18 protein-coding genes are annotated in these 19847 nt (G+C 63.3%); 7 read left to right on the top strand and 11 right to left on the bottom strand.

Features of this window, described 5'->3' with window-relative positions; genetic code table 11:
- Positions 1–40 precede the first annotated feature (40 nt).
- The 3 genes from FKG95_RS13660 to rsmB form a co-directional block, all read right to left on the bottom strand.
- Entirely contained in the window at positions 41–1858 is a 1818-nt protein-coding gene (locus FKG95_RS13660; protein WP_142896926.1) for a heparinase II/III family protein, read from the bottom strand.
- On the bottom strand, positions 1855–2523 hold the full coding sequence (rpe, locus tag FKG95_RS13655; RefSeq protein ID WP_142896925.1) for a ribulose-phosphate 3-epimerase: 669 nt from the start codon (positions 2521–2523) through the stop codon (positions 1855–1857). Before rpe ends, FKG95_RS13660 begins: the two co-directional genes overlap by 4 nt.
- Before the next feature lie 212 nt (positions 2524–2735).
- On the bottom strand, positions 2736–4139 hold the full coding sequence (gene rsmB / locus FKG95_RS13650; RefSeq protein WP_142896924.1) for a 16S rRNA (cytosine(967)-C(5))-methyltransferase RsmB: 1404 nt from the start codon (positions 4137–4139) through the stop codon (positions 2736–2738).
- 517 nt (positions 4140–4656) lie between these two features.
- Here rsmB and FKG95_RS13645 point away from each other — a divergent pair.
- The gene (locus FKG95_RS13645; protein ID WP_142896923.1) at positions 4657–6324 is read left to right on the top strand and encodes a BCCT family transporter; all 1668 of its coding nucleotides are present in this window, start codon (positions 4657–4659) and stop codon (positions 6322–6324) included.
- Between the two features lie 116 nt (positions 6325–6440).
- On the opposite strand, the gene htpX is transcribed toward FKG95_RS13645, so the two are convergent.
- Positions 6441–7289, bottom strand: coding sequence for a zinc metalloprotease HtpX (gene htpX, locus FKG95_RS13640; protein ID WP_142896922.1), 849 nt, complete (start codon positions 7287–7289; stop codon positions 6441–6443).
- 113 nt (positions 7290–7402) lie between these two features.
- Between htpX and FKG95_RS30455 the strand changes: the two genes are divergently transcribed.
- On the top strand, positions 7403–7642 hold the full coding sequence (locus FKG95_RS30455; RefSeq protein ID WP_246116770.1) for a DUF1674 domain-containing protein: 240 nt from the start codon (positions 7403–7405) through the stop codon (positions 7640–7642).
- A 72-nt stretch (positions 7643–7714) separates the two neighbouring features.
- Positions 7715–7996 (top strand): chorismate mutase, encoded by a 282-nt coding sequence (locus FKG95_RS13630; protein ID WP_142896921.1) that lies wholly within the window; start codon positions 7715–7717, stop codon positions 7994–7996.
- Positions 7997–8002: 6 nt separating this feature from the next.
- Here FKG95_RS13630 and FKG95_RS13625 read toward each other — a convergent pair whose 3' ends face one another.
- A complete protein-coding gene (locus FKG95_RS13625) occupies positions 8003–8896 on the bottom strand; it encodes a DMT family transporter (protein ID WP_142896920.1) in 894 nt (297 codons plus the stop codon).
- 178 nt (positions 8897–9074) lie between these two features.
- On the opposite strand from FKG95_RS13625, the gene pdxR reads away from it, so the two are divergent.
- Positions 9075–10616, top strand: coding sequence for a MocR-like pyridoxine biosynthesis transcription factor PdxR (gene pdxR / locus FKG95_RS13620; RefSeq protein WP_246116769.1), 1542 nt, complete (start codon positions 9075–9077; stop codon positions 10614–10616).
- Between the two features lie 80 nt (positions 10617–10696).
- On the opposite strand, the gene acs is transcribed toward pdxR, so the two are convergent.
- Both acs and FKG95_RS13610 read right to left on the bottom strand, forming a co-directional pair.
- Positions 10697–12643: an acetate--CoA ligase gene (gene acs, locus FKG95_RS13615; protein ID WP_142896919.1), complete on the bottom strand. Its 1947-nt coding sequence runs from the start codon at positions 12641–12643 to the stop codon at positions 10697–10699.
- A gap of 165 nt (positions 12644–12808) precedes the next feature.
- Positions 12809–13222 (bottom strand): EVE domain-containing protein, encoded by a 414-nt coding sequence (locus tag FKG95_RS13610; RefSeq protein WP_142896918.1) that lies wholly within the window; start codon positions 13220–13222, stop codon positions 12809–12811.
- A gap of 206 nt (positions 13223–13428) precedes the next feature.
- On the opposite strand from FKG95_RS13610, the gene FKG95_RS13605 reads away from it, so the two are divergent.
- Entirely contained in the window at positions 13429–14637 is a 1209-nt protein-coding gene (locus tag FKG95_RS13605) for an MFS transporter (RefSeq protein ID WP_246116768.1), read from the top strand.
- A 116-nt stretch (positions 14638–14753) separates the two neighbouring features.
- Here FKG95_RS13605 and FKG95_RS13600 read toward each other — a convergent pair whose 3' ends face one another.
- The 4 genes from FKG95_RS13600 to tsaD form a co-directional block, all read right to left on the bottom strand.
- A complete protein-coding gene (locus FKG95_RS13600; RefSeq protein ID WP_142896917.1) occupies positions 14754–15035 on the bottom strand; it encodes a YciI family protein in 282 nt (93 codons plus the stop codon).
- A gap of 80 nt (positions 15036–15115) precedes the next feature.
- A complete protein-coding gene (locus FKG95_RS13595) occupies positions 15116–16105 on the bottom strand; it encodes an NAD(P)H-dependent glycerol-3-phosphate dehydrogenase (RefSeq protein ID WP_142896916.1) in 990 nt (329 codons plus the stop codon).
- Between the two features lie 33 nt (positions 16106–16138).
- Positions 16139–16792: a TIGR02466 family protein gene (locus FKG95_RS13590; RefSeq protein WP_142896915.1), complete on the bottom strand. Its 654-nt coding sequence runs from the start codon at positions 16790–16792 to the stop codon at positions 16139–16141.
- Positions 16792–17841, bottom strand: coding sequence for a tRNA (adenosine(37)-N6)-threonylcarbamoyltransferase complex transferase subunit TsaD (gene tsaD, locus FKG95_RS13585; RefSeq protein ID WP_142896914.1), 1050 nt, complete (start codon positions 17839–17841; stop codon positions 16792–16794). Before tsaD ends, FKG95_RS13590 begins: the two co-directional genes overlap by 1 nt.
- 253 nt (positions 17842–18094) lie before the next feature.
- On the opposite strand from tsaD, the gene hemC reads away from it, so the two are divergent.
- Both hemC and FKG95_RS13575 read left to right on the top strand, forming a co-directional pair.
- Positions 18095–19045, top strand: coding sequence for a hydroxymethylbilane synthase (hemC, locus tag FKG95_RS13580; protein ID WP_142896913.1), 951 nt, complete (start codon positions 18095–18097; stop codon positions 19043–19045).
- A 54-nt stretch (positions 19046–19099) separates the two neighbouring features.
- The gene (locus FKG95_RS13575) at positions 19100–19819 is read left to right on the top strand and encodes a uroporphyrinogen-III synthase (RefSeq protein ID WP_246116767.1); all 720 of its coding nucleotides are present in this window, start codon (positions 19100–19102) and stop codon (positions 19817–19819) included.
- Positions 19820–19847: the final 28 nt, after the last annotated feature.

The following is a 19847-nucleotide window of genomic DNA, read 5'->3' as shown; positions in this document are numbered from 1 at the left end:
TGAGCCAGAGCCGCGCGTGCGCGTTGCGGGATGAAGAGACCTAACCGGTCTTTGCGGCGGTCATTCGCTTGATCGCCCATTTTATCTGGAGGTCTCTTAAGGCCGTTCCGTCTGCGTCTTCCGTGAGGCCGTCGCCTGCCGCATCGCGCGGGAACGCGTCAGAGGTGACGACGATCTGTTCGCAGCGCCGTACCTCTCCCGCACGCCCCAGATAGACACTCTGTTCCAATGAGAGGGTGCCGCCACGGGCCCGGAACTGCCAGCCGGCACCCTTGGCGGGGCGCAGCAGGACATTGTCGCCGCTGGCAGCCAGGCTGGCGGTGACATCCGGATGCAGATGAAACCGCAGAACGACCGGGTGGGCACCATCGCCCTCGAAGCGGTCTTCGCCGCGCAAGTCATCGCCGGTCGAGGAGAGAAAAAGCCGCCGGTGATGGACGACCCCGAAGGCGTCGCGATAGCCGTCGTGGCTCATATCAAGCCAGGTATTACCTTCGACTTCCTCTCGCCTGCAGGCCACGTTGCGCGGCGTTTTGAACAGGCTTGCCTGAGGCCCCAGTTGGGATGAGTTGGTGTCACCCAGGACGGCAGTGGTATGGGCCGCGGTCGAACGCTGTACCCATTGCCAATTGGGATGATTGGCCTGGGCGCCGCAGTTCACGATCAGACGTTCCCGTCCCGCGCTCAGCTCAAAGCCCAGAGTACCGGCGTGGGCGGTGCGGTCGTAGCCCGGCTGCGGCGGACGGCCGGCATCCACAATCACGACGCTCCGTCCCGCCTGGAGTCTCTGAAATCCGCTGTCGGGGGCATTGAGCAGGCTGCGCGCGGCGCCGTCAGCCCGTTGCAGGATCATATCGATCTGCCAGCCGGTGTCTTCATTGCTGCCGTTGAACAGTGAGAGACCGCCGTCGCCGTGGCGCAGCAGGCGCAGGATCGGCGCCATGTTTTCGATGGCTGTTGCCAGGCTTGGCGGAACGGGTTTGCCGGAGGCGTGTAAAAGGGCGCGGATGTCGATCAGCGCGCGCAGGACCTTCAAATGCCGTGAAGGACTTCGTTCGATGTGGCCGCCATCGGCCAGGATCTGTTTCGCGAGCTCACGCTCCAGCAAGGCGAGGCCGCGTTCCAGCCAGCTTTCGCAGCCGGGGATGCAGGCACCGACGGAGATCAAGCCCTGCAGCGCCATGATCAGGTCGCATCCGGCCAGACCACCGGGCAGAACCCGGGAGAGATGCCGCGCCTGTTGCACCATGCCCTCCAGCAAGCGATGCCTGAAGGCGACATCGGCGCTGGCGGCGAAGAACTCGTACTGGCCCAACCAGTTGGTCAGGCGCTGACCGAGAATGACCGGCTGCCAGGCCGGTGCGCTGTAGTGATCGTTTGCCGCAAGCCAGGATCCGACCAGATCCCGCGCCCGCCGACGTGCGGCGTCGCCGCCCACCGCGCGCAGATCCCGCAGCCACGAAAAGGAGTGCAGATCGGCGACCCAGCCCGCGGGCGCGCCCGGTGGCCGCCAGAGCGGTGCCGGATTTCGCAGCGTATTGCCTGCGAAGTTAAAGTTCCCGGCCAGGATCTCGGCACCTTCGTCGGCATTCCCGGGCCAGGGATCGGTAGGGCTGAGCCGCACAGCCGTCGCATTGGGCCCGAAGAGCGAGAAACGATAGGGTGCCAGCCCGAACAGCGGGCGCTTGAACGCATACCAGAACGCAGAGGCGACCTGATCGCCCGGACGGCGCAAAAAATGGCCGAATTTACCTGCGCCCTCGGCAAGAGTCCGCCGAAGGAAGTCGAACGTTGAACTGGTGCTCTCGCCGTCCGGGGAGGCCACTGCGAGACGGCCGACCTGTCCTTTGCTCATCATCCTCCTGTGCCGCGGATACGACTGATATTTGCTGCGTAGTTGCCGGGTCCTCCGGCGAAGGTCGCGGTGCCCGCGACCAGAACATCGGCGCCGGCGGCAATTGCGCTCGGGGCCGTCTCGAAATTGATGCCGCCGTCGACCTCCAGATCGATGTCGCGGCCGCTTGCCTCGATCTTGCGCCGCAGGGCTTCGATTTTGTTCAATGCGCCCGGGATGAAGGTCTGACCGCCGAATCCGGGATTCACGCTCATCACCAGAATCAGATCGAGCTGATCGAGCAGGTGATCGACCGCGTCGACGGAGGTCGCCGGATTGAGGGAGATGCCGGCTTTTTTGCCCAGTGATTTGATCAGTTGAACGGTTCGGTGGACATGGGGTCCTGCTTCCGGATGGACCGTGATGATATCTGCACCCGCTTCAGCGAAGGCGGTCACAAAAGCATCGACCGGCGAAATCATCAGATGCACGTCGAAGATCTTGCGGCTGTGAGGCCGCAGAGCTTTGACAACACCGGGTCCGATGGTCAGGTTTGGGACGAAGTGGCCGTCCATGACGTCGATGTGGATGTAATCGGCGCCGGCCTCGTCGACCGCGCGCACCTCCTCGCCTAAGTTGGCGAAGTCCGCGGAGAGGATCGAGGGTGCTATTCGGGTGCTGTGTTGCATGGCTTCTTGGTAACAGCATGACTCCGCGCCCGCAAGCGCGGGCGTGTGTAAAAGATGGCGCTTTTCGGAGCTTTACCCGCGAACGGCGCATGGTTTTGGCAAGGACGCCGACTCCCGGTGAATCCCTTACCCCCTTGCGAGAGAATCTCACGCTCAATTGTGGCGGTTCGAGGGCGATTCGCCGGGGGCGTTCGATCTGTGGCAGTCTGGCTTTACAGACGTCTGAGCCGGCAGGCGAAAAATCCGTCCATGCCGCCCAGATCCGACAGATGAGAGGGCAGGGTCCGCAGGTCGCCGTCCGCGGTGATTGCGGCTTCGAGCCCTTCTCCGAGCTCCTCGGCGGTGAGGGGAATCCGTTCCAGGTCCTTGCGCGTTTCCAGCAGGGCCGCGATGCGCTCGGGCCCTTCCTGCGGCTGCAGCGAACAGGTTGCGTAAACCAGCAGACCACCGGGTTTGACCATCTCCGCGGCGGCATTCAGAAGACTGTCCTGAAGTTCCGTGACCGAAGCGATATCCCCGGCGTTGCGCAGCCAGGCAATGTCAGGATGACGGCGCAGCGTCCCCGTGGCGCTGCAGGGCGCGTCCAGCAGAACCGCATCCGCCGGCTGCTTCGGCTGCCAGCGGGTCGCGTTCGCTGCGATCACCTCCGCCGAGAGGTTCAGCCGGTCCAGGTTCTCGGACAGGCGGCGGAGCCGGCTGGTCGAACGGTCGACGGCGGTGACCTTGGCGCCGGCGGCAGCGAGCTGCGCGGTCTTGCCTCCCGGCGCCGCGCAGAGGTCGATGACCCTTAAGTCCTCTATCTCGCCCAGCAGGCGCGCGGGCAGAGTGGCCGCGACGTCCTGGACCCACCAGTGGCCGCGATCATAGCCGGGCAGGCGGCGCACATCGCCCGCATGCCCGATGCGGACTGAGCCTCCAGGCAGTTTTTGAGCGTCCAGGCCCGCATTGGCCATGCGCGTAACCCAATCGCCGCTCTCGGTCTTGATGGTCAGGTCCAGCGGTGGTTCTTTGAGATTACTCTCGGCAATCGCGCGTACCTGCGCGTCTCCGTAGGCCTCGCTCCAGGACTGCCAGAGCCAGTCGGGGGTGTTCAGGCGTGCCGCATCCTGTGCTTCCACCAGCGCGCGGCCTTCCCGGTCGAGCCGCCGCAGAATGGCGTTGATCAGGCCTTTCTGGCCCGAGGTCCGGGGCGTGGTGGCAAGAGCCAGGGTCGTGCTCAGTGCCGCGTGGGGCGGCGTTTCCAGAAACAGGAGCTGTGCAGCGCCCATGCGGATCAGGTCCTCGGCTTCCGCAAACTTCGCCTTTAGGGGACGGTCCAGGCAATGCGCGATCAGATCGTCGATCTGCCCGAGGCGGCGCAGGACCGTGGTTGTCAGCAGCCGGACGAAGGCGCGGTCGCGGGCGTCGAGATTTGGGAGGTCCTTGTGGGCATTCAAGGCATCGTCGAGCGGTGTTTCCTGACGCAGGACAGCGTTCAGAACCGTCGCCGCGATGCGGCGTGGATTGGGGCCCTTGCCGGTCCGGGGCGCCTGGGCGCGCAACGCCTCTTGACCGGGGGAGGTCTCACCCGGCTGACGGTTGCGCTTGGATTTGCTGGTGGTTCGTTTGCTTGGCATGGCCGGGGTTTAGCATTTCGGCGGTGCAATGAAAGCGGAATTTTCGATTTTCGCAAGGAAAGGAAACCTTCAGGCGATCAATCAGGGCGTGGCGGGGTGCGATCACGAGAATTTTACGGTCAAAGCATGACAAAGCTTCCGCAACCCCCGAAACCGACCTTTTCACCAGAGATGCCGTTGCATTTATGTAACCGGTTTCAGAAACTTGTGCTGTCCTGCCACCGTGCAAAAGACCGGCTGACTCCGCGATTTTCGAGGTCTGATGCTGTCGGAAAAGAGTAATATTTATCAGTCGTATAAAAGGTTTTTTCTTGTCACCGTCTCCAGCTTGCGATGTGCCGGTAACCTGCAGTCTCCGCAGGGATGGGCTGTGCCTGCGATGGCGAATGCCTGTTGCTATTGGTAAACAACATGTAAAAGATGTGTAAGGGAATAAAACATGCCACAGCTGTGATGGCCGGAATCCAAGGCTAAACACGGCGATCATCGCGACAAAAAAACAAGGGGGGCATCAAATATGGCGCTGAAGCCAGCACTCACGGATTTACCTATCAAAACAGCCGATGCCGGCTTTTATCGGGGCTTTAGCCGGGACGTTACCATCTCGTCGAAAATCCTGATCGGCGGGCTTGTCATCTGGGCCGTTGCCTTCCCGGAGCAAGCCGGGGCCATCCTGAATAAGTTTAACACCTTCATCCTTGCGAACTTCGCGACCTGGTACATCTGGGTTGTGGCGCTGTTCGTGCTGGTCTGTATTGCCCTGGCCATCTGGCCCGCGGCCGGCCGGCTTAAATTGGGTCAGCACGACGAAAAACCGGAGTTTTCGAACTTCTCCTGGTTTTCGATGATGTTCGGCGCCGGTATCGGCGTCGGTATGCTGACCTGGGCGGTCGCGGAACCGGTCTATCACTTCAACAATAATCCCGAAGTGATCCAGGGGCTTACCAATGCTGCCAGTGCGGACAACATCCGTATGGCCTACAAGTGGTCCTTCCTGCACTGGGGGCTTGGAGCCTGGGCCTGTTATGCGATTGCCGGATTGGCACTGGCCTTCTTCAGTTATCGCCGAAGCCTGCCGCTGACCATCCGCTCGTCTCTGACGCCTTTGTTCGGCAAGTCCTTGTCCGGACCCTGGGGGCACGTCATCGACATCGTTGCCGTGGTTGCAACCATTCTTGGTGTTGCTCAGACCCTTGGTTTCGGTGTCGAGCAGTTCGTCTCCGGTTTGTCGCGTATCGGGATCGGCGGCCTCTCGACCGAGGAGGGTACGGCGAGTTCGCTCGGAATCATCGTCGCGATCCTGGTGATTATGGGCGCTTCGACGCTCTCGGCGCTGTCGGGTGTCGGTAAAGGCATCAAGTGGCTGTCGAATATCAACATGGTTCTCAGCATCGCCCTGCTCGGGTTCTTCCTGCTGTTCGGCTCAACCTTCTTTGGCCTGCAGGCTTTGGTTGTCGGGCTTTGGGACTACCTGATCGCCATGCCGGACATGATGTTCCGGGTCTGGCAGTCGGACGGTGCCGCTGACAGCGTCGCAACGAAACTTGCAAACTGGCAGGGTGCCTGGTCCGTCTTCTACTGGGCCTGGTGGGTTGCCTTCGCACCCTTCGTGGGCCTGTTCCTGGCGCGTATCTCCAAGGGCCGGACCATTCGCGAATTCGTCCTGGGGGCTATGATCGTGCCTTCGATCATGTGCTTTGTATGGTTCACCTGGGCCGGCGGCACGGCGATCGACCTGGAGCTGACCGGCGGGGCCGGCGGCGTCATCACAAGCGCTCCGGACGGCGATAAGATTTTCGCCATGACGAACTTCATGCTGGCGCCGATTTCGGAGATCCTCTCCTGGTTGATGGCGGCTATGATCGTTGTCTTGCTGATGACCTATCTGGTGACCTCTGCTGACTCCGCGGTTCTGATCGTCAACACGATCAATGCAGCGGGTGACGAAGGTCCGAAGGCGCGTCCGCACATCATCTTCTGGGGTGTGGCGCTCGGGTCCGTGGTCGCGGCGCTCTTGCTGGTTGGCGGGCTAAAAGCCATCCAAACGGCGATGGTGATCGGGGCTCTGCCCTTCTCCCTTGTGATGGTGCTGATGTGCGCTGCGCTGATAAAAGCAATCTACAACGACAGTCGGCGCGAACAGCAAGGCATGGAGACGGTCGCTTCGCCTGAGCCTGCCGAATAGACATAGCACCCATCATCGGGTTGATCCGAAGAAGGCCTCCGCTGCGCAATCAGCGGGGGCCTTTTTCTATGCTTGCAGGCGCTGCTGGTCGGCCTCGGCCGCGTTGTGCTGCTGCCTCAGCGGCCGGTTCCGCCGGCGGCCATGGCCCGCAGGCGCGCGACGCGGTTCGCGGTGCTGGGGTGGGTCGAGAAGAGGTTGTCGACCTTGTGGGCGTGCAGCGGATTGATAATGAACATATGGGCCGTCGCCGGGTTCCGCTCTGCCGCATCATTGTCAATACTCTGGGCCGAACGGTCGATCTTCTCCAGGGCCGAGGCCAGCCACTCAGGATTGCCGCAGAGCTCCGCGCCCAGGCGGTCCGCTTCGTATTCCCGCGAGCGCGAGATCGCCATCTGAACCAGTGCCGCGGCCATAGGGGCGAGGAACATCATGGCCAGTGTACCGATCAGACCCAGCGGACTGTTGCGGTTGCCGCCGAAAAACAGCGCGAAGTTCGCCAGCATGGAGATCGCGCCGGCCAGGGTCGCGGTGATGGTCATGGTCAGGGTATCGCGGTTCTGCACATGGGCCAGTTCGTGGGCCATCACACCTGCCACTTCCTGACCGTTCAGTCGCCGCAGGAGACCGGTGGTGGCAGCCACGGCGGCGTTTTCCGGATTGCGCCCCGTGGCGAAGGCGTTGGGCTGGTCGTTCTCGATCAGATAGACCTTGGGCATTGGCATCTTGGCGTTTTGCGCCAGGCTTTTCACCATGCCGTAAAAATTCGGGGAGTCCTGCGGGCCGATCTCCTTGGCGCCATACATCTTCAGGACCATCTTGTCCGAGTTCCAGTAGGCGAAGAGGTTCATCGCGACCGCGATGCCAAAGGCGATCACCATACCGGCTTCGCCGCCGAGCATGAAGCCGACGCCGAGGAAAAGGGCCGTCATCGCGGCCAAGAGCATAGCGGTTTTGGTGTAGTTCATCGCAGGGCCGGGTCCTTTCTTGCCTGTCTGTCCTCCCGACGCCTCTCAGGTAAGGACCGGAACCATGGCCTTCAAGACTTGGCGGCGCTCAGGTTCGATGCCATATAAAGGGCATGACCAAGCTTTTCACCTCCCACAAACCGGCCCCGGCGAAGACCTCGTCCGCGGGCGCACCGAAATCCCGACCCAATCAGGCGGGCGGACAAGTCACGCCCGAGAAGATGGAAAAGGCGGCGGCCCTGCGCGCCCGCTCAGGCCAGGTCAACCTGCCGAAGGAAATCGGCGGGCCGGAAGGGCCCGAACCGACCCGCTACGGGGATTGGGAGCGTAACGGCATCTGTTCGGACTTTTAGTCGCATTCCCCCGGCGGGCCTGCACGCTAATATCCTGGATTCTATGCTCAAACAGAGTCCGGAACCCATTTCATGAAGCTGTTACAAGCCCATAGGCGTCGCATCGACGAGCTTGACGATCGGATCGTGCGTCTGTTCGCCGAGCGCTACGGCATTATCGAAGAAGTCGCGGTGATCAAGGCCGAACATGGCATCCCCAGTGTTCTGGCCGATCGCGTCACCGAAGTCATCGAACGGAATGCTAAATATGCTGAGGAGCTTGGTCTGGACCCGGATCTGGTTCGTCGTATCTACACGCTGATGGTCGACGAGGCCTGCGCGATGGAAGACCGGCTGATGAAAAAGCCGGCTTAAAGCACGTCAGCGCCGCAGATTCACCAACGCGACGCCGATCATGGCGAGCGCCATCCCGGCGAGAGCTGTAATTTCCAAGGTCTCGCCGAACAAAAACCAGGCAATCACCGCCGTGCAGGGCGGCACCAGGAAAAAGAGGCTTGAGACCCGTGCGGCCTCACCGCGCCGGATCAGGATGTAGAGCAGGGTCATCGCGCCGAAGGACAGGACGAAAACCAGCCAGCCCAGCGCAATGATGAAGTCCGCATGCCAGACCACCTCACGTGTCTCCAGCGCGAAGGCCAGGCCCCCGACCAGCAGGGTGGTTGCCGCAAACTGGATGACACTGCCGGAGCGCAAATCCATTCCGCCACAGAAACGTTTTTGGTAGAGAGTCCCGGCAGACATGCCGAAGAGCGCAAAGACCGAGAGCGCCATTCCGAAGGGTGTTCCGATGCCCAGCGAGAGCTTGTTCGAGACCACGACGACCACGCCCAGCATCCCAAGAAACAAGCCGACCCATTGACGGCGCGTCACCCGTTCGCCCAGCAATGGCCCGGCGGCGACGGCCACCAGGATCGGTTGAACGCCGACGATGAGGGCCGAGACACCGGCTTCCACACCCAGATCTATGGAGGCGAAGACCGCACCCAGGTACGCCCCGTGCAGCAGGAGTCCGGCGATTGCAATGTGACCGGCCTCGGTCCAGCTTTTGGGCCAGGGCGCACGGATCAGCAGGGCAAAGGGCAGCATCAGAGCCACCACGATGCCGAAACGCAGTGCCAGAAAGGTCATGGGCTCGGCATAGGGCAGGCCGAGCTTCGCGCCGATAAATCCGGTGCTCCAGAGAAACACGAAGACCGCCGGCATAACGACGGGTAAGAGGTTTCCTGTGGTGGTGGCCGGTGCGCTGGAAGACATGATGGCATCGCTTCTAACAGGTCACGGCGCGCTTGGCCCGGCTAAAATTGTCAGGAGACAACTGCAGCTTTCCTGCGGCTTTCAGTCTTGCCCCGCTCTCTCTGGAACGCGGGCCAGCTATGCGCTTAATGGCTTTGCAGAAAAACCTTATTCTTGCTAACCAAAGAGACCATTTGCATTGGAACTGAAGATCATGGCGGATCGCCGCCTCTCGACACCGCTGCTGGCGCTGGACCTGGACCGGACTTCCAAGGTGCCGTTGCACCGGCAGCTTTATGACCAGATCCGCGAAGCGGTCCTGGCCGGACATCTGCCGCCCGGTGCCCGCCTGCCGTCCTCGCGGACCCTGGCGAGCGAACTCGGCTGCTCCCGCAATACGGCGGTAACCGCCTTCGATCAGCTGCTGTCCGAGGGTTATCTGGCCGGGCAGGTGGGGTCCGGCACCTATATCTCGCATGTCTTGCCGGAGGAGCTGTTGTCGCTCTCGGGGTCGCAGCGGCGCGGACCCGCGCCGCGCGAAGACGTGGGGCCATCCGCGCGGACACGGTCCCGCCGACGAGGACTCTCCAAGCGGGGTGAGGTCTTGGCCGCTTTCCCCCGGGGCCGCCGTATCGCCACCCGCGCCTTTGCGCCGGGTCTGCCGGAACTGGACCTCTTTCCCTTCGATGTCTGGGCCCGTTTGCTGGGCCGGGTCTGGCGCCGCCCGCCGGAGAGCCTGAAGCGGCACGGTGACCCTGCCGGCTACGAGCCCCTGCGCCGGGCCATCGCCGACTATCTGCGCTCGGCGCGCGGGCTGATCTGCGACTGGCGGCAGATTCTGATCACTTCCGGTGCGCAACAGGGATTGGACCTGGTGGCCCGCACGCTGCTCGATCCGGGCGATCCGGTCTGGTTCGAAAATCCCGGATACAGCGGTTTGCGCGGCCCGCTCTTCGCGGCGGGAGCCGAGGCCGTGCCGCTGCCCGTGGATGCCGAGGGCATTTCCGTGGCGGCCGGACGCGAACGTGCACCGGACGCGCGCATGGCCATCGTGGCGCCTTCACATCAGTATCCGCTAGGGGTGACCATGAGCCTGGCGCGCCGTCTGGAGTTGCTGGCCTGGGCACGGGAAGCGGACGCCTGGATTCTGGAGGACGATTACGACAGCGAGTACCGCTACGCGGGCCGGCCGCTGTCTGCACTGCAAAGCCTGGACGAAGCCGATAACGGTCGGGTGGTTTATCTGGGCAGTTTTTCCAAGGTCATGTTTCCCAGCCTTCGCCTGGGTTACCTGGTGGTGCCGGAAGATCTGATCGAGCCCATGGGCCGGGCCCGCGGCACCCTGGACGATCACCCCACCGCCATCACCCAACCGGCGCTGGCGGCCTTTATCGCGGAAGGGCACTTCGCCGCCCATGTCCGCCGTATGCGCGTGCTCTATGCGGCACGCCAGTCCGTGCTGCTGGAGGAAATCGGGCGGGAACTTGCGGGCCTGCTGGAAGCGCAGCCGGATGAGGCGGGGCTGCATATCGTGGCGTACTTTTCCGCCGCTTTGGCCCGGCGTATGAGCGATCAGGAAGCCACCGACCGCGCGGCGGCGGCCGGCCTCTCGGTGTCACCGCTTTCCGGATACTACGACGGCGCAGCGGAGCGGCAGGGTCTGATGCTGGGCTACGCGGCGGTGCCGGAAGACGAGATCCGCTTGGCGGTGCGAAAACTGGCGGGCGTCCTGTCGCGTTGAGAGTAAATCAAGGCGACGCGAAGAAGCCCGAATCCTGCGCGATCCGGGCTCCTTTAGAGTCTGACTAAACTTGCGCTTTATCAGCCCGCTTTGTTCATCCTGTTATCGATCAGGTCGTTGACCACGCCGGGGTCGGCGAGGGTCGAGGTATCGCCCAGGTTGGAGAAATCGTCCTCGGCGATCTTACGCAGGATGCGGCGCATGATCTTGCCCGAGCGGGTCTTGGGCAGGCCGGGGGCCCACTGAATCAGATCCGGCGAGGCGATCGGCCCGATCTCCTTGCGGACCCAGCCGACCAGTTCCTTGCGCAGCTCCTCGCTGGGGGCTTCGCCCGCGATCAGCGTGACATAGGCGTAGATACCCTGGCCCTTGATGTCGTGGGGATAGCCGACCACGGCGGATTCCGCGACCTTGGGATGGGCGACGAGCGCGGATTCCACCTCTGCCGTGCCCATGCGGTGGCCCGAGACGTTGATCACGTCATCCACCCGCCCGGTGATCCAGTAGTAACCGTCGCCGTCCCGCCGGCAGCCGTCGCCGGTGAAGTATTTGCCCGGATAGCTCGAGAAGTAGGTCTGGATAAAGCGTTCGTGATCGCCGTAGACCGTGCGCATCTGACCGGGCCAGGAATCCGCGATGCAGAGGTTGCCCTCGGTGGCCCCCTCCAGAACCGCGCCGTCCGCATCCACCAGCACCGGCTTGATGCCGAAGAAGGGCCGGGTGGCAGAGCCGGGTTTCAGGGGTGTGGCGCCGGGCAGGGGGGTGATCAGGATGCCGCCGGTTTCGGTCTGCCACCAGGTGTCGACGATCGGGCAGCGCTCATCGCCGACCACCTTGTGATACCACTCCCAGGCCTCCGGGTTGATCGGTTCGCCCACGGAGCCCAGCAGACGCAGGCTGGAACGGCTGGTCGACTTCACCGGGTCCTCGCCTTCGCGCATCAGCGCGCGGATCGCGGTCGGGGCGGTGTAGAAGATGTCCACCTTGTGCTTGTCGCAGACCTGCCAGAAGCGCGAGGCGTCCGGATAGTTCGGCACGCCCTCGAACATCAGGGTGGTCGCGCCGTTGGCCAGGGGACCGTAGACGATATAGCTGTGCCCGGTCACCCAGCCCACATCGGCGGTGCACCAGTAGACCTCGCCCGGGTGATAGTCGAAGACATAGTGGTGGGTCATGGCGGCATAGACCAGATAGCCGCCGGTGGTGTGCAGAACGCCCTTGGGCTTACCGGTCGAGCCCGAGGTGTAGAGGATGAAGAGCGGATCCTCCGCATTCATCTCCTCCGCCGGACAGTCGGCGGAAACGTCCGCGCAGGCTTCGTGGTACCAGACGTCCCGGCCGTCTTTCCAGCCGACGTCGCCGCCGGTGCGCTTGACCACCACGACCGTGTCCACATCCGAGCAGCTCTCGAGTGCCTTATCGGTGTTGGCTTTCAGCGGCACTTTACGTCCGCCGCGCAGGCCCTCGTCGGCGGTGATGACGCAGGTGCTGGCACAGTCTTGAACCCGTCCGGCGAGAGCGTCGGGGGAGAAGCCGCCGAAGACCACGGAGTGGATCGCGCCGATGCGCGCGCAGGCCAGCATGGCATAGGCGGCCTCGGGGATCATCGGCATGTAGATGGTGACGCGATCGCCTTTCTTGACCCCGCGGGCTTTCAGCGCGTTGCCCAGGCGGCAGACCTGCTCATGCAGCTCGCCATAGGTGATGTGCTTGCTGTCCGCCGGATCGTCGCCTTCCCAGATGATCGCGGTGGTGTCGCGCTTCTCGGCCAGGTGCCGGTCGATGCAGTTGTGCGCCACGTTGGTGGTGCCGTCCCCGTACCAGCGGATATGCACATCGCCCGGACCGTAGGCGACGTCCTTCACTTCGCTGTAGGGCTTGAACCATTCGATCCGTTTGCCTTGCTCGCCCCAGAAGGCCTCTGGGTTCGAAACGGACTGTTCATAGAGTGAAAAGTAACCTGATTCATCAATCCAGGCAGCGGAGGCCGTGCTCTCCGATACCTCGTAGACCGCGCCTTCAGTCATAGCCTGCGCTCCCTCCAATAGGCCGGCCTTAAGACCGGTTTGTTCTTGATGACGATGCCACCAGCCGAAGTCGATCAGCCGGTTTGCCCGTTTGAAATTATTATCGCTTTCCGGCGCCGCGACAAGCGCCGGGCCTCTCGGCCCTTGAGAAGACCCACGTCCCGATCAGGGATCCGTGTCGCCCATGGCGCAGATGATTTTCCATTCGGCCGGTTTGACCGGCAAGACGGAAAGGCGCGACTGACGGACCAGCGCCAGCTCCGACAGCTTGGGTTCCGCCTTGATATCCGCCAGGGTCACCGGCTTTACCATGGGCCGGATCGCCTTGATGTCGACCATGCCGAAACGCCCGGAGGCATCGGTCGGGTCGGGATAGTACTCCTTGACCACCTCCGCGATGCCGACGACCTGTTTTTCGTTGACCGAGTGATAGAAGAAGACCAGATCGCCGATCTTCATGGCTTTCATGTTGTTGGCGGCCTGATAGTTCCGCACGCCGTCCCATTCCGCGCTGCCCGCTTTGACATGGTCCTCCCAGGACCAGGTGCCGGGTTCGGATTTCATGAGCCAATGGGCCATCTTCGTCCTCTCGTCACGTCACAGATTTCAACTCAAGGCTACCTGCTTTGCGGTGGGTTTGGAACCACTGTAATTCATGTGTCCTCAACCCGGCTCCTCGACAACACAAGAGCGCGAGCAGCCTGGGGCCAGCTTGACCGCCCCGCCGCGGGCGTGCTCCCCTGCGGGTTCGGCTGTTTCATTTCAGGGCGGGAGTCCTTCCGGTTTTGTTTTCCTCCAAGTGGGCCTCGCTCACGTTGCTGTCCCTGTGCGAAGTGGCCGCCATGTCTCTGTGGTTTTCCGCTTCCGCCGTCGTGCCGTCCCTCAGTGCCGATTATGAACTGAGCAGCTTTACCCAGTCGCTTTTCACCAGCGCGGTCCAGGTCGGCTTCGTGGTGGGCAGCCTGATCTCGGCGATGCTGGGGCTGGCCGACCGGATCGACTCCCGGCGGTTTTTCATGGTGGCCGGTCTGATCGCGGCTATCGCAAACGCCGGTATTCTGATTGTCGAGATAGAGGGTCCCGCCGTACCTCTTCTGCGTTTCATCACCGGTCTCTGCATGGCCGGTCTCTATCCGGTCGGGATGCGCCTGGCCTCGACCTGGGCGAAGGGCGATATGGGACTGGTGGTCGGTCTTTTTGTCGGCGCATTGACCCTGGGCTCGGCCTCGCCGCATCTTTTCAACGCCCTGGGCGGTTTGGACTGGCGCGTGACCATCATCGCCTCGTCACTCGCGGCTGTGGCCGCCGCCCTGGCGGTCAACTTCGTCGCTGTCGGACCGAACAGCCGTCCTGCCCCGAAGTTTCATCCCGGCGATATCCTTTGGGCCTGGAAAGACAAACCGCTGCGTTTGGCCAACCTCGGCTATCTGGGGCACATGTGGGAGCTCTATGCCATGTGGGCCTGGGTCGGCGTGTTTCTCGCTGCCAGCTTTGCCCAGCAGATGGCACCCGAAGCCGCGGTTTCATCAGCCAAGTTCGCCACCTTCGCGACGGTCGGCATCGGGGCGCTGGGCTGTCTGGCCGGCGGCTACTTCGCGGACCGGATCGGCCGGACCAGCCTGACCATGATCGCCATGGCGGTCTCAGGCAGCTGTGCGGCGGTCGTGGGTTTTTTCTTCGGCGCCGACCCTTGGCTGGTCACCTTGATCTGTATGATCTGGGGCCTTTCCGTGATCGCGGACTCCGCTCAGTTTTCGGCGTCTGTGGCGGAACTGAGCGACCCGGGAAGGGTCGGCACCATGCTGACGCTGCAGACTTCGATCGGTTTCACGCTGACCCTGATCACCATCCACCTCATGCCCTACGCCGTCGAAGCGCTGGGCTGGCGTTACGCCTTCCTGCCGCTCGCCATCGGACCCTTTCTCGGGGTCTGGGCCATGGCACGCCTGCGTGCCCACCCCGCCTCACAGAAACTCGCGGGCGGGAACGGGTAAGGGTTTGGTTTAGTTTAGTGAATCCGGCACCAGCCCTCTCCCCCTCCCGGCCACTCATCGGAATTATCATGTGGGTGGCCGGGAGGGGGAGAGGGCCGGCACCGCGCGCAAAAAAGCTACGCCGGCAGCACTTTCTTCCAGGGCCGGATGGTGACGCTTTCGAAGAGTTCGGCCGCCTTGTAGGGATCGCCGTCGGCAAAGGCCTGCGCATCGGCCAGTGAGTCGTACTCCATAATCAGGACCGAGCCGGTCATGGCTTCGCCGTCCTCGCTGGTGGTCGGGCCCGCCATGACGATGTGATCGATGTTGGCTTTCAGGTAGTCGACGTGGGCCGGGCGGTTTTCGGCGCGCACATGGGCATGGCCGGCTTTATCGACGCAGCTGATAACGTAATACATGGCGTTTCCTTGCTCCCTGGACACTGTGGATATCTTTCATGTCTTGAAGGCTTTTATGTCCTGACCGGTGGCAGGTGAAATCACTCTGAGGTGAAAGGCCGGGCCAGCAGGCTGCCGATCACCGCGTCGATGTCGGCGCCCTGATGCAGGATCGCGTTGACCGCTTTGCTGATCGGCATCTCGATGCCCAGCGTTTTCGCAAGTGTGGTCACGGCTGCGGCGGATTCGACACCTTCGGCGACGGTCAGGCGCACGGACATCAGGTCCTCGAAATCCGCGCCTTCGCCCAGCGCCAAACCAAGCGCGTAGTTACGCGACTGCACGGCGGTGCAGGTCAGGGTCAGATCACCGAAGCCCGACAAGCCCATGAGCGTTTCAGAACGACCGCCTTTGGCCAATCCCAGGCGCACGATCTCCGCCAGACCCCGGGTGATGAGCGCGGCCCGGGCGTTGTCACCCAGCGCCCGGCCCTGCACGATGCCGCAGGCAATGGCGATCACGTTCTTGACCGCGCCGCCGACTTCGGCGCCGGTCGGATCGTTGGAGAGATAGGGCCGGAAACTCCGGTTGCCCAGAGACTCGGCCAAAGCCGCGGCCAGACCGGAATCCTCACTGGCCAGGGTGACGGCGGTGGGCAGACCGGAAGCCACCTCCGCCGCAAAGGTCGGACCGGAGAGAACCGCCAGCGGCCGCCCCGGCAGCGCCTCCGCCGCGACTTCGGTCATGAGCTTGCCGCTGTTGCGCTCGATGCCCTTGCAGCAGAGCACGAGGGGGGTGTCTTCGGGCAGAATGGCATCGAGGCCGCCGGCGATACCCCGCAGATGCTGCGCGGGAACCACCAGCAGAAGGGCATCGCTTCCGCTCAAGTCGGCGGTGTCCGATGTTGCGCGGATCGAGGGATCCAGGCGTGCGCGCGGCAGGTAGACAGAATTGCTGTGATCTTCGTTGATCTCCTGTGCAAGCTCCGCGTTGCGAGTCCAGAGCAACGCCTGCCTGCCCGCCGTGGTGACCGCAGCCGCCAAGGCCGTGCCCCAGGCGCCCGCGCCCAGAATGCCAATCCGTTCAATCATAGTCTTTGTGCCATTGGAATTTTTGTCACTGGCTCACAGTCGCAGGTTAAAGGCGATGGAGATGCGCTCCCGCTCGCCCCCGTAGGGCCGCACGCCGTGTTGCAGCCAGCTTGGGAACATGATCAGCATGCCGGCGCGCGGCGAGAGGCTCTCGGCAGCGCCCATGGAGGCGCCTGCCGCACCGCCGATACTCAGCTCCGGTGCGTACATGACCGGAGCCGCGCCGCGCGGATCCTGGATCTCGAACTCACCGCCGAGCGAGGGGTCCTGCCCGATGCCGCCGTCCTCGACATAATAACTGCCGGACCAGAAGGCGCCCGGATGGGTATGGAACTCGTTGCCCTGGCCGGAGCGGTTTACATTGGCCCAGCAGGTCACTTTCCAGTCGATGGAGACCGGCTTCCCATCGCGCCGGGTGGTGACCCGGTTGGCCAGCTTCTTGGCCGATTCCAGCATGTAGTGCAGGGCGTCGCCGCCCCACTCCGGAAAGTCCCAGGTCGATTGCCAGCCGCCGAGATTGCTGTGCTGGGTCGAAGCGCTGGTGCGTTCCTTTTCCAGGATGATCTGCTTAAGGCTGCGGTTCACTTCTTCGGCGCCGGGCAGCAGGCCGGTCAGGATCGGCGTGGGGAACAGGCCGTTCATCTCGGCCTTCATGTCGGCGGGTTTTGAAAAGGCTGAGTCGGACACTAGGCCACACCTTTCAACTGATCGAGCGGCCAGCGCGGCCGCGGCGCGAAATCGAGGGGATCGGTCAGGCCGAGCTGCAGACGCTCCATGCCCGCCCAGGCGATCATGGCTGCATTGTCGGTGCAGAGTGAGACGGGCGGTGCCAGCAACTCTGTGCCCCGCTCCGCGGTCAGTTCAGTGAGGCGGGCCCGCAAAGCCTGATTGGCGGCGACTCCGCCGGCCACGACCAGGGGGCCGGGCCGCCCGTAAGTCTGCTTGAATTGATCCATTGCGTGGGCGCAGCGATCCGCCAGAACATCACCGACCGCGCGCTGGAAACTCGCGGCCAGATCCGCCACCTGCGCGTCGCTCAGATCCTTCTGGCTGCCGAGCATCTCTTCGATGCGGTGGCGCACGGCGGTCTTGAGACCTGAGAAGGAGAAATCGCAGCCGGGCCGTCCGCGCAGGGGACGCGGCAGATCGACGGCCCGGTCGTTGCCGCTCTGCGCCGCGCGTTCCAGCGCCGGGCCGCCGGGGTAGGGCAGGCCGAGCATTTTGGCGGTTTTGTCGAAGGCCTCGCCGACCGCGTCGTCGACGGTGCCGCCGAGCCGGATGTAGTGTCCGACCCCCTCGACCGCGAGCAACTGACAGTGGCCGCCGGAGACCAGCAGCAGCAGATAGGGAAAGGCTGCCGCGTCGCCCTCGGTCAGGCGCGCCGTCAGGGCGTGGCCCTCAAGATGATTTACCGCAAGAAAGGGGATCTTATGAGCTGCCGCGATGGCCTTGGCGGTCATGACGCCGACAAAGACGCCGCCGATCAGGCCGGGTCCGCCGGTCGCCGCCACGCCGTCCAGCTCCACGAAATCCAGACCGGCCTCGGCCATGGCCTGCTCGACCAGATCGCCGATGTGATCCAGATGGCTGCGCGCCGCGATTTCAGGCACGACACCGCCGAAAGGCCGGTGCTCGTCGAGTTGCGACAACACCTTGTTCGCCAGGATTTGCCGGTCGTCCGTGACCACGGCGGCTGCGGTCTCGTCGCAGCTGGTTTCGAGTCCCAATACAATCATAGCTGTGGAGATTAAACTTTCGTCGCCGGGCGCACCACCGCCAGAGTCTGATTTCGGTGCGAACTTTTGCTTCTTGTGGAAAGGGTCGTGACTCAAATCGGCAGCAATTTCCAGCTTTGAATGAGGATTTCCCGGTTTGCCCCGGGGATTTGACGTTAGGGATTTGAGGCTGCGGCATTTAAGAATCTGGCGCCGCGCCCGCCGGAGCGTTAGGTTCGGGCCATAAGATCTAAATTCTCGTTGCAGGCACCTCATGACCCAATCCGCCATTCTCCGCCTCGGGACCCGGGGCAGCCCACTTGCGCTGGCGCAGGCGCATGAGGTCAAGCGCCGCCTCGCCGAGGCGCACGGCGATCTGGCGGCCGAAAACGCGATCGAGATCGTCATCATTAAGACCACCGGTGACAAGATCCTGGACCGCGCGCTCTCGGAAATCGGCGGCAAGGGCCTTTTCACCAAGGAGATCGAGGAAGCGCTGCTCGACGGCTCTATCGATGCGGCGGTGCACTCCATGAAAGACGTGCCGACCTGGCTGCCGGACGGCCTGGAGATCTCCACCATTCTGCCCCGTGAAGACCCCAGGGACGCCTTTTTTTCGCTCAAGGCTGACAGACTTTCCGGATTGCCGGAGGGGGCGGTGGTCGGTTCAGCCAGCCTGCGCCGTCAGGCTCAGATTCTGCTGGCCCGACCCGATCTGACGGTGGTGACCTTCCGCGGTAACGTGCAGACGCGCCTGCGCAAACTGGCCGAAGGCGAGGTCGATGCCACCTTGCTGGCGGTTGCCGGTCTGCGGCGCTTGGGGGAAGCCGGGCGGATCACTTCGATCCTGGAAACGGACGAGATGCTGCCGGCGGTGGCCCAGGGGGCTGTGGGTCTGGAAATCCGCTCGGATGATTCGACGACCCGCGGATATCTCTCGGCGATCGATGATGCGGCTTCCGCCGTGCGGGTCGCTGCGGAGCGGGCCTGCCTGGAAGTGCTCGATGGTTCCTGCCGGACGCCCATCGCAGCGCTGGCAGAGCTCGATGAGACACCGGGATTGCTGAAACTGCGGGCGCTGGTCGCCATGCCGGATGGCAGCCGGGTCTGGCGCGGTGCGCGGGAAGGTTCGGCGGGGTACGCTGCTGAACTTGGAAAGGATCTCGGGCAGGAACTGCGTGCCGAGATGGGGCCGGAAGCGCTTCAGTCTCTGACGTCGCACTGATATCAGGTTTGGCATTGAAGCTTTGAGGGCCGGGAGGGAGACAAGCTCTTGCGTGTGCTGGTGACAAGACCCCGGCCTGACGCCGAGCGCTTCGCCGAAGTCCTGGCCGAGCGTGGACATGAAGTCCTGATCGAGCCGCTGTTTGAAGTCGTCAACCTCGAAGAGGCTGCCGGTCAGATCGATCTGACCGGGATCCAGGCTCTGCTCTTTACCAGCGCCAACGGGGTCAGGGCCTTTTGCGCCGCCTTCGCCCCGCGTAAGCCCAAAGACCTGGAGCTTCGGGTTTTCGCGGTCGGCGATGCCTCGGCCCGGACGGCGGTGCAGTGCGGTTTTACGTCCGTCGAGAGTGCGGAGGGTGACGTCACGGACCTGGTTGCTCTCGTGCGCCGGCAGGTCGATCCAACCCAGGGTGGTCTGTTTCATGCTGCAGGTAGCAAAGTCGCCGGGGATCTGAAGGGCGGCCTGGAGGCTGCTGGCTTCGCTTTTCGGCGCGCGGTTCTCTATGAAACCCGCGCTTTAGAGGCTCTTTCGGAGGAAACGCAGGCCGCGTTCAAAGACGGAGAAATCGATGCCGTGACGTTTTTCTCTCCACGAACCGCCAAGAGCTTTGTTAGGCTGGCGGGTGCGGCGGGTCTGGGGGACTACCTTGAGGCAGCAATTGCGGTCTGTTTGTCCGCGGCGGTGAGGGACGAGATGGCTTCATTGCGCTGGAAAGCGGTGGCGGTCGCGGCGCGGCCGACTCAGGCCGAGGTGGTGGCGCTTCTGGAACCATGAATCCGGCCTGGGACCATGAGTTCGGCCA

This window comes from Denitrobaculum tricleocarpae (genome assembly GCF_007004665.1).
GTDB lineage: Bacteria > Pseudomonadota > Alphaproteobacteria > Kiloniellales > Kiloniellaceae > Denitrobaculum > Denitrobaculum tricleocarpae.
Note: the sequence above shows the minus strand (reverse complement) of the source record. Positions and strands in the feature narration are given on the sequence as shown.

Bases quoted from the DNA above. Each gene is read 5' to 3' on its own strand.
- FKG95_RS13645 (WP_142896923.1), top strand. From the start codon at position 4,657: ATGGCGCTGAAGCCAGCACTCACGGATTTACCTATCAAAACAGCCGAT.
- htpX (WP_142896922.1), bottom strand. From the start codon at position 7,289: ATGAACTACACCAAAACCGCTATGCTCTTGGCCGCGATGACGGCCCTT.
- FKG95_RS13595 (WP_142896916.1), bottom strand. From the start codon at position 16,105: ATGATTGAACGGATTGGCATTCTGGGCGCGGGCGCCTGGGGCACGGCC.
- FKG95_RS13630 (WP_142896921.1), top strand. From the start codon at position 7,715: ATGAAGCTGTTACAAGCCCATAGGCGTCGCATCGACGAGCTTGACGAT.
- rpe (WP_142896925.1), bottom strand. From the start codon at position 2,523: ATGCAACACAGCACCCGAATAGCACCCTCGATCCTCTCCGCGGACTTC.
- rsmB (WP_142896924.1), bottom strand. From the start codon at position 4,139: ATGCCAAGCAAACGAACCACCAGCAAATCCAAGCGCAACCGTCAGCCG.
- FKG95_RS13610 (WP_142896918.1), bottom strand. From the start codon at position 13,222: ATGGCCCATTGGCTCATGAAATCCGAACCCGGCACCTGGTCCTGGGAG.
- acs (WP_142896919.1), bottom strand. From the start codon at position 12,643: ATGACTGAAGGCGCGGTCTACGAGGTATCGGAGAGCACGGCCTCCGCT.
- tsaD (WP_142896914.1), bottom strand. From the start codon at position 17,841: ATGATTGTATTGGGACTCGAAACCAGCTGCGACGAGACCGCAGCCGCC.
- hemC (WP_142896913.1), top strand. From the start codon at position 18,095: ATGACCCAATCCGCCATTCTCCGCCTCGGGACCCGGGGCAGCCCACTT.
- FKG95_RS13660 (WP_142896926.1), bottom strand. From the start codon at position 1,858: ATGATGAGCAAAGGACAGGTCGGCCGTCTCGCAGTGGCCTCCCCGGAC.
- FKG95_RS13600 (WP_142896917.1), bottom strand. From the start codon at position 15,035: ATGTATTACGTTATCAGCTGCGTCGATAAAGCCGGCCATGCCCATGTG.
- FKG95_RS13625 (WP_142896920.1), bottom strand. From the start codon at position 8,896: ATGTCTTCCAGCGCACCGGCCACCACCACAGGAAACCTCTTACCCGTC.
- FKG95_RS30455 (WP_246116770.1), top strand. From the start codon at position 7,403: ATGACCAAGCTTTTCACCTCCCACAAACCGGCCCCGGCGAAGACCTCG.